The sequence below is a fragment of the Peribacillus sp. JNUCC 23 genome, from assembly GCF_053653995.1.
Genome location: NZ_CM132202.1, coordinates 2,498,681 through 2,515,116, shown reverse-complemented (window position 1 = coordinate 2,515,116; position 16,436 = coordinate 2,498,681). Strand labels below are relative to the sequence as shown.

Genomic DNA, 16,436 nt, shown 5'->3' with positions numbered 1-16,436 from the left:
AAGCCTGCCTATCTTCATTATGTCAGGTCTTTTTGTTGTGAAAATTAGCAATTTCTATTATGGTTTAAAGGTAGCTGGGGAATTTGAGTGTAAGGAGGGAGAAAATGAAATCAATTATACGCCAAGAATTGAAGCGAATTGAACAAGAATTTGATGTAACGATTGTTTATGCATGTGAATCTGGAAGTAGGGCATGGGGTTTCCCTTCTAAAGACAGTGACTATGATGTTCGTTTTATTTACGTCCACAAACCAGAATGGTATTTATCAATTGATAACAATAAGCGAGACGTGATTGAAATTCCAATTAATGATTTACTTGACATAAATGGATGGGAAATCACAAAAGCGTTACGATTGTTCCGCAAATCCAATCCACCTCTTTTAGAATGGATGCATTCAAGCATTGAGTATTACACGGCCTATTCTACGATCCAGCAAATGCGCAACTTGGAGAATAGTATGTTTACCCCTATCTCTTGTATGTATCATTACTTACATATGGCCAAAGGCAATTATCGGGACTACTTACAGCAGAATTCTGTGAAAATCAAGAAATATTTTTACGTTTTACGTCCGTTACTAGCTGCAAAGTGGATTGAAACATACAATGAAGTCCCGCCAATTGAATTTCAAGCTCTATTAGTAGTATTAGTTCCTGAAGGAAAATTGAAGGACGAAATTACAACTTTGCTAGAGAGAAAAATAGCAGGTGATGAATTAGATTATGAGCCAAGAATACAGATAATCAATCAATTTATCGAAAGTGAAATTCCTCGTCTTGAACAATATGCAAAATCTTTACATAAGGAAGTTACCGATCCAACAACAGACTTAAATCTGCTATTTAGAAACACACTGCAAGAGGTGTGGGTAAATTAAAAATTTATTCCGGTTAAACAAGCTGTATTTCCTCGTCAGCTGGAGATTAAGTATAAAAATGAAAAAGCGAATGAAATTCAACAGATACGTTCGAAAGGATGAAATCAAAATGTCAGAATACATATTGAAAAATGAAATAAAATTAATTGCTTTGGATATGGACGGAACACTCTTAGATCCAGACAATAAAGTGACACAAGAGAATCGTCATGCCATTAGAGCGGCTGAGGAACTAGGAGTTCGTGTTGTACTAAGTACCGGTCGTACTTATGCAACCTGCAGTGATTATGCGAAATCATTAGAACTATCTTCGTATCTAGTCACAGTGAATGGCAGTGAAATTTATAACGAGCAGGGAAAACTTGTAGAGAGAAATATCGTCCAAACAGATTTTGTAAAATGGATGCTTGATTTAAGTAAGCAATATGGAACAGATTTCTGGGCTGTCAGCTGTGATCGAGTGTATCGAGAAGATATACCTGGAGACCTTTTCGCATCAGAGTGGTTGAAATTCGGATTTAATACGCATGATGATAAAGCACGTGAAGAAATTATCCAGCTGCTTAAAGAAAATGGTCAGCTTGAAATCAGTAATTCTAGTCCAACGAATATTGAAGTGAACGCTCTCGGCATTAATAAAGCTAAAGCGATTGAAGTCGTCTGTAACCGCCTTGGGATCAGCATGAACGAAGTCATGGCGGTTGGCGATAGTTTGAATGATATTATGATGATTAAGGAAGCGGGTCTTGGCGTTGCGATGGGAAATGCACAGGATATCGTGAAGGAGACAGCGGACTGGATTACAGCAACAAATGAAGAAAATGGTGTCGCCAAAGCAATTGAAAAATGGGTATTAAAGTAATAAAAGAAGAAAGTCTGACAGAATTTTGTTAGACTTTCTTTTTTATGGAGAAAAATTATAAATCAGGACTTAAAACCTGAAGAATAAATGATAATTTACATATAAGTCAAATATTAGTATTTATTAAAGGGAAAATAAAATAGTTGTCGAATTTGTAATATTGGGACAATTACAAAAAAGAAAGGGTGATCCTACTTTTTAAATGGCTGACAATGGCTTTTGTGAGAATGGGGGGAACACGCTTCACATATCAATCTTGGAAATAAAATAAATAATTGACATTCATTTGTAATTTTCGTAATAGCTTTGCATTGAAAGGCAACTCGTCTATTTCAAATATGATGAAAAAAGGAGGAATTTGTTTGAAACGAAATAAATATTCATTGTTTGCTCTTGTTTTGGCATTAATGGTAGTGATTTCAGGATGTAATAGTTTTGGAGCATCGGAAAAAACAACGACTAAAGACTCGGGGAAAAGTGATGGAAAAAAAGAAGTAGTAGAAAAGGTTTTGAATCTAAATAATAGCTCTGAACCAGGATCGTTGCACCCAGGCACAGCTCAAGGTACACATGATTCATGGATTTTGGAACATGCTTTTGAAGGATTGACAAAGAAAACGCCCGAAGGTGAAATCATTGATGGAATGGCGTCTGTTCCGACAAGCGATGATGGAATCAATTGGACCTTTAAAATTAAAAAAGACATGAAATGGTCAAATGGAGACCCCGTAACAGCACATGATTTTGAATTTGCTTGGAAATATGCACTTGCTCCTGAAACAGCTTCTGACTATGCCTATCAACTGTTTTATCTTGAAGGGGCAGAAGCTTACAATGGGGGGGAAGGGACAGCCGATCAAGTTGGTGTAAAAGCGAAGGACGATGTAACACTTGAAGTGAAGCTTGCTCAAGCTACACCATACTTCCTTGATTTAACTTCTTTCTATACGTATTATCCGATTAATAAAAAAGTTCAAGAAGAAAATCCGAAATGGTTCACAGAAGCAACGAGCTATGTTTCAAATGGACCATTTAAGTTAACAGAGTGGAAACATAAAGAAAGTGTTAAGTTAGAGAAAAATGAAAATTATTATGAGAAAGATAAAATTAATTTAGATGTTGTCAACTTTATCATTCTTGAAGATGAAAACACAGCATGGCAAATGTATAAATCCGGTGAATTGGATTTAGCGTATCCCCTACCACAAGATGTTCAAGGACAACTAGCACAATCTGATGATAAAGAATTCCATAATGGACCAGATTTATCTGTTTATTATTACAATTTAAATAACGATGTAAAACCATTCAATAACGTAAAAGTTAGAAGGGCATTAAGTATGGCGATTGACCGAAAAACGATTACGGAAAATGTCGCCCAAGGTGGTCAACAGCCAGCATATTCAGTAGTACCTCCAGGAATTCCTGATGTGAATGGTGACTACCAAGAAAATACCGGAGACCTTTTCTCAGAAGGTATTGAAGAAGCAAAGAAATTACTGGCAGAAGGATTAGCTGAGGAAGGAATGGATAAGCTTCCTGAATTCTCTATTTTATTCAATACTTCTGAAGGTCACCAAAAAATTGCTGAAGCTGTGCAAGAGATGTGGCGCAAGAACCTTGGAGTAACTGTAACGCTTGAAAATACCGAATTCCAAGTGAAACTTGACCGTGAAAAAGCCGGTGAATATCAAGTTTCTCGTGCTGGCTGGATTGGAGACTATGTAGATCCGATGACATTTATGGATTTATGGACTTCTGAAAGTGCCTACAATGATGCGAATTGGAAAAATGCTGAATACGATAAATGGATAGCTGAAGCAAAACAGACAATGGATCAACAAGTTCGTATGGATAATATGCATAAAGCTGAAAAACTGCTAATGGATGAAATGCCGATTATCCCAATCTATTTCTATACGAAGCCACATACGGTTAAAGAATATGTGACGGGTGTTTATACACCAATCAACAGATATCCTCAATTTATTTATGCAGATGTTGATATGGATGCTAAAGAATAATTGCTATGGAAAATCGGAGGCGTGTCCTATTGTTGGGCATGCCCCCTTTTTCCATTGCGATATCCACAATAAAAAAAAGTCTTCAATAAAGCGAAAATTTCCATCCGTGGGGGTCTTACTTCCCGTTAAGCGTAGGATAAAGAGGATTGGGGTGATTGATCATGTTGAAATATGTCTTACATCGCTTTATGTGGGCGATTATTACTTTATGGGCAACCATTACGATTACCTTTATTATTATGCATAGTATTCCAGGTGACCCATTTGCAAAAGAAGGTACAATGCCTGAATCAGTATACGAAAATTTACAGCGTCATTATAATTTGGACAAACCAAAAATTGTCCAGTATTTCTTTTATCTCAAACAAGTGGCTCTATTAGATTTTGGTCCATCATTGAAATCTAAGACATTAACAGTCAATGATTACATTGAAAAAGGTTTCCCGGTTTCCTTTCATCTAGGTGCTCAAGCTATGATTATTGCTGTTTTCTTTGGCCTAATATTAGGAGTCATCGCTTCATTGTATCGAAAACGTTGGCCAGATTATACATCGATGATTATTGCAATTATTGGAATATCTGTTCCAAGTTTTGTGTTGGCCACGTTACTCATTAATTTCTTGGCAGTTAAATGGTCCTTTTTTCCAGTAGCGACATGGAAATCTTGGAGCCATACAGTATTACCATCCATTGCACTTGCGATGATGCCGCTTGCTTATATCGCGAGATTGATGAGAACAAGCATGATTGAAGTCTTAAATCAGGATTATATTTTAACGGCTAAAGCAAAAGGGTTACGAAAGAATGCAGTGATCATTAAACATGCAATTCGTAATGCTTTGATGCCGGTCGTTACGATTTTAGGTATATTAACGGCGAATGTTGTAACGGGAAGTTTCGTTATTGAACATATATTTGGAATTCCAGGGATTGGGGAAATGTTTGTAAAAGGGATTATGAACCGTGATTATCCAGTCATTCTTGGATCAACTGTTTTTTACAGCGCGATTCTCATCTTTTTAATTTTTATCGTCGATGTGGTTTACACATGGATTGATCCTAGAATTAAAGTGACGGGGGCGAGCAAATAATGGCAGGGAAAATAGAAGTAACCGAAGAAATGTTTATACCGGCAGAAAATAATTTTCAAGAGGCTGATCGAATATCCAGACCAACGATCTCCTATTGGAGTGATGTATGGAGGCGACTGCGCGCTAATAAGCTAGCTATGACAGGACTGGTGTTGATTATTCTGTTATGCTTGATGGCGATTTTTGGTCCATATATGAACGGCTTTACCTATTATGAACAGGATTTTACGAAGAAGAACTTGGCCCCAAATGCGGAGCACTGGTTTGGAACTGACGCTTCCGGGAGGGATTTGTTTACGAGAGCTTGGTACGGAGCGCGGATTTCATTATTTATTGGTTTAATGGCTGCCCTGATAGACTTCATGTTGGGAGTTATCTATGGAGGGATTTCGGCAATCAGGGGCGGGAGAACGGATAATATCATGATGCGTATTGCCGAGGTAATTTACTCAATTCCATATTTACTCATGGTGATTCTAATCATGGTTGTACTAAAGCCTGGTATTTTTCCAATCATTATTGCTATGACGATTACCGGGTGGATTCCGATGGCACGTCTTGTCCGTGGGCAAGTGCTGCAATTAAAGGAAAATGAATATGTTCAGGCGGCTAAAGTTGCTGGTGCAAAGTTAAGCTGGACACTGAGAAAACATTTAATTCCAAATTCGATGGGACCCATTCTTGTAAACGTCACCTTAACGATACCGACTGCCATTTTTGCTGAAGCAACCTTGAGTTTCCTTGGGCTTGGAATTCAACCGCCGCAAGCTAGTTGGGGAAGCTTAACAAATGATGCACTTGGAAGTATATTAATCGGCAATTTCTATCAGCTAGCTATTCCTGCATTATTGATTTCATTAACGATGTTTGCGTTTAATGTTTTGGGGGATGGACTGCAGGATGCATTGGATCCAAAACTTCGTGAGTAGAAAAGGATAGAATGAGGTCCTATGTAGATAAGAAAAAGGCAGAAAAGGAGGACCGAGAATGGGGAAGTTATTAGAAGTGAAGAATTTACGAATTGACTTTAAAACATATGGCGGTGAAGTTCATGCGGTTAGAGGTGTCAATTTTGAAGTTAAGCAAGGGGAAACAATCGGTATAGTGGGTGAGTCTGGATGCGGTAAAAGTGTGACAGCAAAAGCAATTATGAAACTCTTAGCCTCACCACCCACTCGATATAAAGAAGGGTCTATCACATTTAATGGAAAAAATTTAATTGAAGCATCGGAACGAGAAATGGAGAGAATTCGAGGCAATGAGATTAGTATGATTTTTCAAGATCCAATGACGTCCTTAAATCCAACGAGCAAAGTTGGCGTGCAAATCATGGAGTCTGTTTTAAAGCATAATCAAATTTCTCGGAAGAAAGCGTATAACCATGCGTTGGAAACGTTAAAGCTTGTTGGCATACCTCAGCCTGAAAAGCGAATGGAGCAGTACCCACATGAGTTCTCTGGAGGAATGAGACAAAGAGCGATGATTGCGATGGCATTGGTTTGTCAGCCTAAACTATTAATAGCAGATGAACCGACAACAGCATTGGACGTTACGATTCAAGCCCAAATACTTGAGTTAATGAAAGACATTCAAAAGCAATCAGAAACAGCCATCATTTTAATTACTCATGATTTAGGAGTAGTTGCGGAAATATGTGACCGAGTCGTTGTCATGTATGCGGGGAAAGTAGTCGAATCAGGAACTGTTTTAGAGATTTTTCAAAGTCCAGAGCATCCATATACTAAAGGGTTGTTGAAATCTGTACCTCGCTTCGATATGGATAAGTCTGTTCCGTTATCGCCTATTATTGGTTCGCCACCAGATTTATTTTCACCTCCTAAAGGTTGCTCCTTCTATCCAAGATGTGATTACGCGATGAAAATATGTAAAGACCATGACCCGGAGCTTGAAGATGTAGGAAATGGTCAAATCACTGCTTGTTGGCTACAACATTCAATGGCAAAAGTAATGAATACACATACAGCAACAAATGTGGGAGAGGGGACGAAACGATGACAACGGACGTAAAAAACGTAGAACTAGATGATGATTCAAAGAAGAAAGTTCCCCTTGTTCAGGTGAAAAATTTAAGAAAATACTTCTCAGTAGGAAAACAGAAGCTAAAAGCGGTTGATGGCTTGAATTTTGATATTTATGAAGGGGAAACAGTTGGTCTTGTAGGAGAATCAGGCTGCGGCAAATCCACTGCAGGAAGAACGATGATCCGTTTATATGAACCAACAGATGGGGAAGTTTTGTTTCAGGGAAAGAATATTTATGACCATTCTGAAAAGAAAATGGCAAAAATACGTAGAGATATTCAGCTAATTTTTCAAGATCCTTATGCATCTTTAAACCCCAGAATGACAGTTGAAGAGATTATCGGCGAGCCACTAACCATCCATGGTGTCGTGAAAGGGAAAGAGAAAAAGAAGCGGGTTGAAGAATTATTAAAACTTGTTGGGCTTAGTCCTGAGCATATTAATCGATACCCACATGAATTCAGCGGAGGGCAGCGTCAAAGAATTGGCATTGCACGGGCACTTGCTTTACATCCTAAATTTATCGTCTGTGATGAACCGATTTCTGCTTTGGATGTATCGATTCAGGCTCAAGTAGTGAATCTGCTAAAAGAGTTACAGAAAGAAATGGGTTTAACGTATCTTTTCATCGCACATGATTTGTCGATGGTGAAATATATTTCTGATCGGATCCTTGTCATGTATCTCGGTAAAATGATGGAGTTTTCAGACAGTGAAACACTATGCAATGAACCTCTTCACCCGTACACTAAAGCATTACTTTCGGCTGTTCCCATTCCAGATCCCACAATAAAAAGAGAACGTATCGTGTTGAGTGGGGATGTGCCTAGTCCAATTAATCCGCCCAGTGGCTGTGTATTCCGTACACGCTGTCCAAATGCGATGGAAATTTGTTCGTCAGCTGTTCCAGAATGGAAGGAACAAAAACCGGGTCATTTTGTAGCGTGTCATCTATTTTGGTAAAGTAATTGACGATGTGCCATTTTGAACGTATTCATTAAGCACAATTTTTCAAATTTCGGATAACAATATGTAAAAGCTGATCAATCGTTGATCAGCTTTTACATGGAATATTAATTAATTCCTTGCTTGGTTTGTTTAAATCTCCCTACCAGTACAAAATAAATCACTAACGCTCCCACGTCGGCAATAGCAATGATTATTCCCATAGGTAAAGCGGTATTTTCTCCACCTATCCCAACAAAAGGTGCAACAATTCCCCCAAATAGAAACGTCATCAGTCCAATTAAAGCGGAGGCACTTCCAGCAGAATTTGCCTGATCTTTCATGGCAAGTGAGAAGGTAGATGTATTGATCATACCGACACAGGATACCAGAATGAATAAAGGTATAAGAATGCCGAATAATCCTGCGTTTAATAAAATCATAATAAACAAGCTGATCCCTGCTCCTGCACTAAGTCCAAGACCAATAATTAGAAGTCTTGTTTCCCCAAAGCGTGTAGCCAATTTTCCAGTTAGTTGAGTAACGATAATAATTCCGAACCCATTAACTGCAAAGCATAAACTGAACAATTGCGGTGAAAGCTGATAAATATTTTGTAGAACAAATGGGGAACCAGCGATATATGCGAACAGTCCTGCCCCAATTAATCCTTGGGAAAGTGCGTAGCCCATAAATAAACGATCCCCCATAATCTTTCTAAAAGTTAGGAAGGTTTGCTTCAATCCACCTTTGGAGCGACGTTCTGAAGGGAGCGTTTCACCTAAACCTGAAATAACAAAAAACAATGTAATCATGCCAATTAAACTAAGGACAAAAAATATTCCTCTCCAAGAGGTAAACTCTAGCAACTGACCACCAGCAATCGGAGCTAAAATCGGTGCGGCTCCATTCACGAGCATTAACAGTGCAAAAAACTTAGTGAGCTCAGTCCCAGAGTATAGATCTCTCACAATCGCTCTCGAAATGACTATACCAACAGCTCCTGCTACACCTTGAATGAACCGCAAAATAACAAATATTCCGATAGAGGGGGCGATGATACATAGCAATGATGATAAAATGTAGAGCAATAGTCCGGCAAGTAACGGTTTGCGGCGCCCCCTAACATCACTTAGTGGCCCAGCGAAGATTTGCCCAATGGCAAGGCCGACCATACATGCAGTCAAGCTGAGCTGTGCGTATGATGTGGTTGTATTCAAATCATCCGCGAGTACTGGTAAAGCCGGCAAGTACATATCAAGAGACAAAGGTCCAAACGCGGACAATGTACCCAGTATTAAAGCAAGCCATAAACGTTTTGATTTACTTGGGATTTTTGGTGTATCTAAACTTACATGTACCTGATTCATTCCATTTTCCCCTACCTCAATTACATTAATTTCTACTGAATATTCTTAAATTTATCACAAAAAGGAATGATTTACATTAGTTGAGTGGAAAAATATTATTTTAAAGTCGTATTTTTAAAAATTCCATCGCTACTACTCTACACAAAATGGATTTAGTACCTGTTATTCATATAGCTATTTATGATAAGAGATATTCGAAAATCCAACAAGATGTTTAGAAGTATCAATTGGTTTATCCCGCTTTAACGGGCAGTAAAACCCCCACTGATTGAAGTTTCACTTATAGTTGAATCTAGCTGAATACAGACGTACTTTTACAAGAATTTTTATACAAAATCATAAAAAAGTCATAGAAAGTAGGAGGGGTGTCAAGAATGACTGACTAGTGGAGACAAGCCTGTGCTCTTTTGACTTTACGGTGCGTGTCTCCTAGATACCGTGTGAGGATTTAACCACTAGCTAATGCGGTCTAAATAAAAAGAGCAGCAATCAAATGGGGTTGATTACTACTCTACATCTTTTTGATTAAAATCTCTTATTCATTTTCATTCTAGCCAGCATAAAGCCGCCTTTGAATCTAGTAGGTTCATAAGAAATTATGAATGCCTTGGGTTCGAATTTTTCTATTGTCGCATACAGTTCATTTTCTCGATTTCGTTTCGTTAAAATATCCATGCGATAACGATTGCCGTCGCGTCCTTCTCCGGTATAAAGAGTCACACCAAAACCGAGCGTACGAAGTGTTTCAATAAGTTCTGAGTTTTTTTGCTGAGTATTTGCGACAACATTAATATACCCGATTGCTAATTTTCGTTCGATTTTTGTACCTAAAATAATACCTAGTCCAAAACCGACTGCATAAACAACCATCGCGATTAAATTTTGATCGCCACCGAAAACGAGGGAAAGTCCAAACACATAAATTAACATTTCCAAAATCCCAATGGCAGACGCGAGAGATGTGACACCTTTGACTAAGAAGATCGTTCTTAGAGTAAGCAGCGGAACATAAGCTAATTGCAATAATATAATGAGTAGAATTTCTTTCATCATGACCACCTCGGGATGTATCGTTAAAGTGAAACGTCCATTAGTAAGGGGACTTACTTACCTCACTGATGGTTAGTACCGTTCGTCGCTAAATCTTCACGCTTTGTTAAAGCGACACTAAGAGCCCGATTCAATGAACACAGACTAAGTTGCACAGCTTCCTTCAGTTCTTCGTCTGTGTGACCCACATCTTGCGGGATTAAACTATACTATTACTTTCGCATCGGTACGCTTCATTGTATCTCACCAATCAGGTTAATAAGGGCAGATGCCGCCTCTTAGAATTTCAAGATTCATAGGTGCATTCAGTAGTAGGCATCGTAAAAGCGAGATAAATACAATCCATAATATAGTACAAAAAAGCGAGAATCACAATGGGATAAATTACCTTGATTCAAATGATCCGTTTAATATAGCAAACGCAAGAATCTAAATAATCCAAGTAGGTGAGTTTGAAACGATTGTGGATAAATAAAAGCAGAGATCATAAAAAAATCTCTGCTTCTTCCAAATTGATTAATTTGTTAAAAATTTCACACATACTGGATATGGAACAGCAACATTGGATTGTTCTAATGTTAGTTTTCCAGTTTCTACATTACGAGAATAGAGAACAAGGTTGCCTGACTGTTCGTTAGAAGCAACCAAGAATTTTTCAGTTGGATCTAATACGAAATCACGTGGCCAATTGCCCTCAGTAAAAGTATGCTCAATGAAGGCTAATTCTCCTGTTTCGTTATTTACGCTGAACAGGGCAATGCTGTTATGTCCACGATTCCCGACGTATACAAACCGGCCATCAGACGATAGATGAATGGCACTTCCTTGACTATTTTCTGTGAAGTCTGCTGGAATAGCAGAAATATATTGAACTTCAGTAAACTTCGCATCTTCACTGTTATAGGACATGACGATAACTTCATTGCTGAGCTCTGTCATTACATAAGCAAATTTGCCATTAGGATGAAAGGCAATATGTCTTGGTCCACTTCCTGGCTTGACAGATAAGCTATTTTTGATTTCAAGTGAGTTATTTTCAATGCTATACGTTACGATTTTATCAATTCCAAGATCGACCACGACAGCATATTTCTCATCAGGAGTAAAACCTGAAAAATGAACATGTGACTTCTCTTGACGCTCTACATTAGGCCCAGACCCTGTATGTTGAACGAAAGCTGAAACTGGAGCCACTTTTCCTCCATTCGTATTATATAATTCGGCCGTACCGCGATGATAATACCCAGTTAGGACCTTTTCATTTGTATGGTTCACACTAACATGACAAGGTGATGAACCAGAAGAAACTTCAGAATTCAATAGAGTAAGTTTACCATTTTCTTCTGATATTTTGTAAGAAGATAATCCGCCAAACTCACCTTCTTTACCGACTGCATACAATGTTTGACTATCTGCTGTGACCGTTATATAGGTTGGATTTTCTAGCTCTGCAGCTAGAGTTGGAGTACTTAATTCTTTTTTCTCAGTATCAAGTGTAAATGTATAGATTCCTTTACTGTCGCCTTTTGTATATGTACCAATATACCCTCTAAAAACTGTCATTTTTTCAGCCTCCATTTATTTCTTCAAATACATCTTACCATAAACTCTCTTTATTCAGACAATTCTATGCTCAATCAAACGATATATCACATTTAAGAGAATGAAGTGATCCAGATCATCAAGGTTAAAACTAAAAGAACAACAAGCATAGATCCAACAATTCTTTCATTACGAATGTCTTCATTTTTAACAAGTCTTTTTAATAGGGTCGTTACATTTAAAAATACAGCCATAGTAATTAGCGGAATAATAAAATAAAAATAATCCATATAATCCCATTCACCTCCGATGCGAATTATCCTTATTATACCAAATTATAAATCTTTAAAAGTATAATGTCATTTCTGTGGAAAAGGGGCGGGGCTTCGCAAAATCAGCACAGCAAAGCCAACTTCATAAGGTGATGCAATTTGCGAACCTGAACATTTTTCATCGTTTTAGTTGAGATCAGATGCTTGTGGATGTTTTTTAAGAGGATAAGTATTTTGATTTTGCTAGAAAAGTGGTACTCTTATCAGTACATAACATTGATGAAGGTGAGTCAAATGGGGTTTTTAGGAGTTTTACTACCGATTTTTGCGATATTTATTTTAGGGTTTATTGGTCAAAAGAAGTTTCACTTTGATACAAAAGTCATTTCGACAATGGCACTTTATTTAATGAGTCCGTTTCTAGTCTTTCGGACATTCTATACAACAGAATTTGATAAAGACTATCTATATATGATTCTCTATACATTTAGCCTTTGCTTAGCTCTAATTCTTCTTGTATACGTTGTGGCATTCTTTCGAAAATATGATATTAGAGAAACATGCGCGATGATTTTAGCATCTTCGTTCATGAATAATGGGAATTATGGAACGCCAGTTGTTTTTCTATTGTTTGGCGCAGCGGGTCTTAAGTACGCGATTGTTCTGATGGTGATTCAGCAAATGGTTATGTGCACAGTGGGGGTGTATTATGCTGCTAAAGGAAGTCCTGAAGGAAATGGGATCAAATCAGCGCTCCGTGCCGTAAGCAGAATGCCAATCGTCTATGGGGCAATCGCCGGCATTTTAGTTAAATATATGGGAATCTCTTTAACTGATCCGATGCTAGCAGCAGTCAGTCTTGTTGCGGATGCAGCGATCCCAACTATAATGATAACGCTTGGGATGCAACTTGCTAATATTTCTATAAAAAATGTAGCTATCAATAAATTGTCATTATCACTAATTCTTAAACTGGCCATATCCCCAATTATCGCGTTTTGTATCTCATTGTTCTTACCAGTAGATGATCTTGTTAAACAAATTATGATTATTATGGCTGCGATGCCGACTGCGGCGAATACAACGATGTACGCATTGCAGTATAATACAGACCCTGAATTTGTATCAAGTGCGACATTTATAAGTACGGTGTTAAGTTTAGTAACGCTGCCAGTCGTATTCTATATTGTGATTTAACCTAAAATGGAACCTCTCATTAGCTGATATCCAGTAGGGTTAGCCCAGATATCAATTGAAAAAAGAGGAATAGTAAAATAAGTAACGCATAAACTTAATTCATTCAACCAATCATTAAGAAATGAAATTATTTCTCGGGAAAGCGCAGGTTTTTACATTTTTTTTGAAAATAGCAATTATTTTCTCGGAATAATCCGATTAATAGCGAAGGATATCGAAAAATCTCCAAATTGAATCGTGAGACAAGCTTTTTTTAACACCACGACTTAATATAGAAAGTACTATATGATCCTAGCTGCTGAAAAAAGATGATAATGGGGGAAATCATATGTTGCAAACGGCTATAGAACTTATAAATCGTGAAGAAATCGAAGGAATATTAAAAGAAATAGTTAAAGCTGAGTATGAAGAAGTACGGGAAGAAGGATTGCTGCTGTGTATGGAATGTGGTGATGTTGATTTATATATTGCAGCTTCACATCATGAAGGTCTTCAAGAGGCCATTAATAAGAACTTTGAAACAGATGAGTGTGGCGATGTTATCGACCGTAAGCTGCATCAGCAACTTATGGATGATTTATTCGAATATTTTCTTGAACTTCATCAAGAAAGCGGGTTTTTCGATTTCTATCCAGCTGGATTATATATTGTGAATGGTGAGGAACGGAGGTCTGAAACAGACATGTTGGCTCCTAAGGGATTGTTTTATGCCCCGTTTGAAGATGCACGGACTGATTAAATAGATGTAAAAAAACCGACAATTGTCGGTTTTTTTATTGGGGAAAAATTCAGGGTTTCATCACATAGGGAAATTGAAGGATAAAGCAAGTACCTTCATCTGATTTACTAGAAACTTCATGTTTCCCATGCATTCTTTTGATTATATCAAAGGAAATCATTAGACCAAGTTCCGTACCTTTTGTTTTGGTTGAATAGTATGGCTGTCCGAGTTGTTTCAGCTGTTCATGTGTCAATCCACACCCCTCATCTTTAATCTTGATTATGATCATATTATCTTTTAAAAAGGAGATCAAATGAAGTTTTCCACCTTTTTGATCCATTGATTCAATTCCATTTTTTAAGGAATTTAAGATCAGTTGCTTAAACTCGTTCTGATTTCCAATCATCGTTAAATTTTCATCTATATGTACAATAATTTCTACGTTTGAATATGCAGAATACGGCCTCGTAAAATCGGCGATTTCGATTAAAGAAGTGCTAACAGAGAATATTTCGGTATGTATATTGCCAGGTCTGGAAAGTGAGAGAAAATCATTGATAATATGGTGCGTTCTATCGAGCTCGGTAAGTGAAATAGAAATATACATTTGTTGATCTTTAGTCAAGTTTTCTTCATCCTTCAACATCTGCAAAAAAACGTTGATTGTTGTCATTGGGTTCCGTATTTCATGGGCTACTGATGCAGCTAATTGGCTGATTGCATTTAACTTCTCTGCATTTTTTAATTGATCCAACATCGGCTCTTGTAGTCTACTAGTTTCTAATAGATAGATAATGCAGCAGAGTGCAAGTGAAGAAACAGCAGTGAAAATTAATAAATAGAGATAATATTCTTGGTTATTTGTGTAAGTCATAAAGATAAAGCGGGTAATTGTGATCATGGAATAAAAGCTTATTGCTTGCAACAGCTTTTGATTGTAAGAAAAACGCTTGTAATATTTAGCACTCCAATAAAATAAAAAGGCCATTAGGGAATAATTAATGATTAGCATACCTAATTGAGCAGGGTCCATTATGGCTTTGACCATGATTAAAGCAGCAATTGTCAGAATGCCAAATAAGGGTCCCAGGTAAAAGTAAGCGATATACATGGAAATGAATTTCATATCGAATTCCAAACCATCCGCTATTTGAATCGGAAATAAAAAGGTTAACAAAAGAGAAAAAACAATCGTTACAAACAAGATATTACGCCCTCTAAATGAAGTTTTTTGTCTAAAGAACATATTGTTAATTAAAGGGATAAACATCATGGAAAAAAAATGAAGGAATAAACTTTCAATAAATGATCTCAAAACGGCGCTCCTCCTATAAACCCAACTAAATGAATGGGATTATATCAAAGTAAATGGATCAAATATATAGAATGACTAATATACAAATAAAACGATCTGATTAAAAGAAGATTCCAGAAAATACACTAGAAATATCTTGAATAATGTATGCGGTTACAAAAGTGTTCCGATGTAACTATTGCTGAAATTCTAAGGAAGATCAACTATACCGGGATATTATTTTTTGGTGAGTTTATAATTAGATTTGACTAAACTAGTAGTTTGTGAATATAATTTCTGTATAGTTATAAATTTGTGAATATTTTAAAAAATCAATAAATTTAGTATTACCTGTCTAAATCTTACATAATAGTTACTAGTTACGGGGGGAGACAGAATGATTGTTTTTGACAAAGTAAATAAGTATTATGGGGATTTTCATGTACTGAAGACTATTAATCTAACCATCAATAAAGGAGAGGTAGTCGTTGTTATAGGGCCTTCTGGTTCTGGTAAAAGTACATTGCTGCGATGTATCAACCATCTGGAGTCGATAACTGAAGGTATGTTAACCGTGAATGGGATTTCGGTAAGTGATAAGAAAACAAATATTAATAAGCTCCGCCGTGAAATTGGCATGGTTTTTCAGCATTTTCACCTATATCCTCATAAGACCGTTCTTCAAAATATTATCCTGGCACCTATGAAAGTATTAGGACAAACTGAATCACAAGCAAAAGAAATTGCTCTTAAATATTTAGAAAAAGTAGGAATTGCTGATAAAGCGCAATCCTACCCATCACAACTTTCTGGTGGACAACAGCAACGTGTTGCCATAGCAAGAGGACTTGCGATGAGCCCAGAAATTATGCTATTTGACGAACCTACTTCAGCACTAGACCCTGAAATGATTGGGGAGGTACTTGATGTTATGAAGGCTTTGGCACATGAAGGAATGACGATGGTCGTTGTCACTCACGAGATGGGGTTTGCCCGAGAAGTGGCTGACCGGATCGTATTCATGGACCAAGGTCAAATTTTAGAAGAAGCAACTCCGGCAGAGTTTTACGAGAATCCAAAAGAAGAAAGGGCTCAACTATTTCTCAGCCGTATATTAAATCATTAAAAAATAAGAGGGGGAACAC

At 37.3% G+C, this 16,436-nt stretch carries 14 protein-coding genes; 10 read left to right on the top strand and 4 right to left on the bottom strand.

Going from position 1 to position 16,436, the window contains the following annotated elements; genetic code table 11:
- Nucleotides 1-104 precede the first annotated feature (104 nt).
- The 7 genes from JNUCC23_RS12185 to JNUCC23_RS12155 all read left to right on the top strand — a co-directional run bounded on the left by JNUCC23_RS12185 (nt 105) and on the right by JNUCC23_RS12155 (nt 7,863).
- Nucleotides 105-881 (top strand): nucleotidyltransferase domain-containing protein, encoded by a 777-nt coding sequence (locus JNUCC23_RS12185; RefSeq protein WP_403071090.1) that lies wholly within the window; start codon nt 105-107, stop codon nt 879-881.
- Nucleotides 882-990: 109 nt separating this feature from the next.
- Nucleotides 991-1,743, top strand: a complete 753-nt coding sequence (locus tag JNUCC23_RS12180; protein WP_172796826.1) for a Cof-type HAD-IIB family hydrolase — start codon at nt 991-993, stop codon at nt 1,741-1,743.
- A 362-nt stretch (nt 1,744-2,105) separates the two neighbouring features.
- Nucleotides 2,106-3,767 carry a peptide ABC transporter substrate-binding protein gene (locus tag JNUCC23_RS12175; protein ID WP_454211671.1) on the top strand — a complete coding sequence of 554 codons (1,662 nt, stop codon included), beginning with the start codon at nt 2,106-2,108 and terminating at the stop codon, nt 3,765-3,767.
- A gap of 161 nt (nt 3,768-3,928) precedes the next feature.
- A complete protein-coding gene (locus JNUCC23_RS12170; RefSeq protein WP_062179204.1) occupies nt 3,929-4,858 on the top strand; it encodes an ABC transporter permease in 930 nt (309 codons plus the stop codon).
- Nucleotides 4,858-5,787, top strand: coding sequence for an ABC transporter permease (locus JNUCC23_RS12165; RefSeq protein WP_062179208.1), 930 nt, complete (start codon nt 4,858-4,860; stop codon nt 5,785-5,787). Before JNUCC23_RS12170 ends, JNUCC23_RS12165 begins: the two co-directional genes overlap by 1 nt.
- A gap of 58 nt (nt 5,788-5,845) precedes the next feature.
- Complete coding sequence (locus JNUCC23_RS12160) at nt 5,846-6,874, top strand: ABC transporter ATP-binding protein (RefSeq protein WP_454211669.1); 1,029 nt, start codon at nt 5,846-5,848, stop codon at nt 6,872-6,874.
- Complete coding sequence (locus tag JNUCC23_RS12155) at nt 6,871-7,863, top strand: ABC transporter ATP-binding protein (RefSeq protein WP_403071101.1); 993 nt, start codon at nt 6,871-6,873, stop codon at nt 7,861-7,863. The genes JNUCC23_RS12160 and JNUCC23_RS12155 overlap by 4 nt, the downstream gene beginning before the upstream one ends.
- Before the next feature lie 110 nt (nt 7,864-7,973).
- On the opposite strand, the gene JNUCC23_RS12150 is transcribed toward JNUCC23_RS12155, so the two are convergent.
- The 3 genes from JNUCC23_RS12150 to JNUCC23_RS12140 all read right to left on the bottom strand — a co-directional run bounded on the left by JNUCC23_RS12150 (nt 7,974) and on the right by JNUCC23_RS12140 (nt 11,828).
- Nucleotides 7,974-9,215 carry a multidrug effflux MFS transporter gene (locus tag JNUCC23_RS12150; protein WP_454211666.1) on the bottom strand — a complete coding sequence of 414 codons (1,242 nt, stop codon included), beginning with the start codon at nt 9,213-9,215 and terminating at the stop codon, nt 7,974-7,976.
- A 525-nt stretch (nt 9,216-9,740) separates the two neighbouring features.
- The gene (locus JNUCC23_RS12145) at nt 9,741-10,265 is read right to left on the bottom strand and encodes a DUF2179 domain-containing protein (RefSeq protein WP_062179221.1); all 525 of its coding nucleotides are present in this window, start codon (nt 10,263-10,265) and stop codon (nt 9,741-9,743) included.
- Nucleotides 10,266-10,781: 516 nt separating this feature from the next.
- Entirely contained in the window at nt 10,782-11,828 is a 1,047-nt protein-coding gene (locus tag JNUCC23_RS12140; protein ID WP_403071107.1) for a lactonase family protein, read from the bottom strand.
- Nucleotides 11,829-12,373: 545 nt separating this feature from the next.
- Here JNUCC23_RS12140 and JNUCC23_RS12135 point away from each other — a divergent pair.
- Both JNUCC23_RS12135 and JNUCC23_RS12130 read left to right on the top strand, forming a co-directional pair.
- A complete protein-coding gene (locus JNUCC23_RS12135) occupies nt 12,374-13,276 on the top strand; it encodes an AEC family transporter (RefSeq protein ID WP_403071110.1) in 903 nt (300 codons plus the stop codon).
- Nucleotides 13,277-13,604: 328 nt separating this feature from the next.
- Nucleotides 13,605-14,015: a hypothetical protein gene (locus JNUCC23_RS12130; RefSeq protein WP_403071113.1), complete on the top strand. Its 411-nt coding sequence runs from the start codon at nt 13,605-13,607 to the stop codon at nt 14,013-14,015.
- Nucleotides 14,016-14,064: 49 nt separating this feature from the next.
- Here JNUCC23_RS12130 and JNUCC23_RS12125 read toward each other — a convergent pair whose 3' ends face one another.
- Complete coding sequence (locus tag JNUCC23_RS12125) at nt 14,065-15,312, bottom strand: histidine kinase dimerization/phospho-acceptor domain-containing protein (protein WP_454211663.1); 1,248 nt, start codon at nt 15,310-15,312, stop codon at nt 14,065-14,067.
- A 376-nt stretch (nt 15,313-15,688) separates the two neighbouring features.
- On the opposite strand from JNUCC23_RS12125, the gene JNUCC23_RS12120 reads away from it, so the two are divergent.
- Nucleotides 15,689-16,417 (top strand): amino acid ABC transporter ATP-binding protein, encoded by a 729-nt coding sequence (locus tag JNUCC23_RS12120; RefSeq protein ID WP_454211661.1) that lies wholly within the window; start codon nt 15,689-15,691, stop codon nt 16,415-16,417.
- The last annotated feature ends 19 nt before the right edge of the window (nt 16,418-16,436 follow it).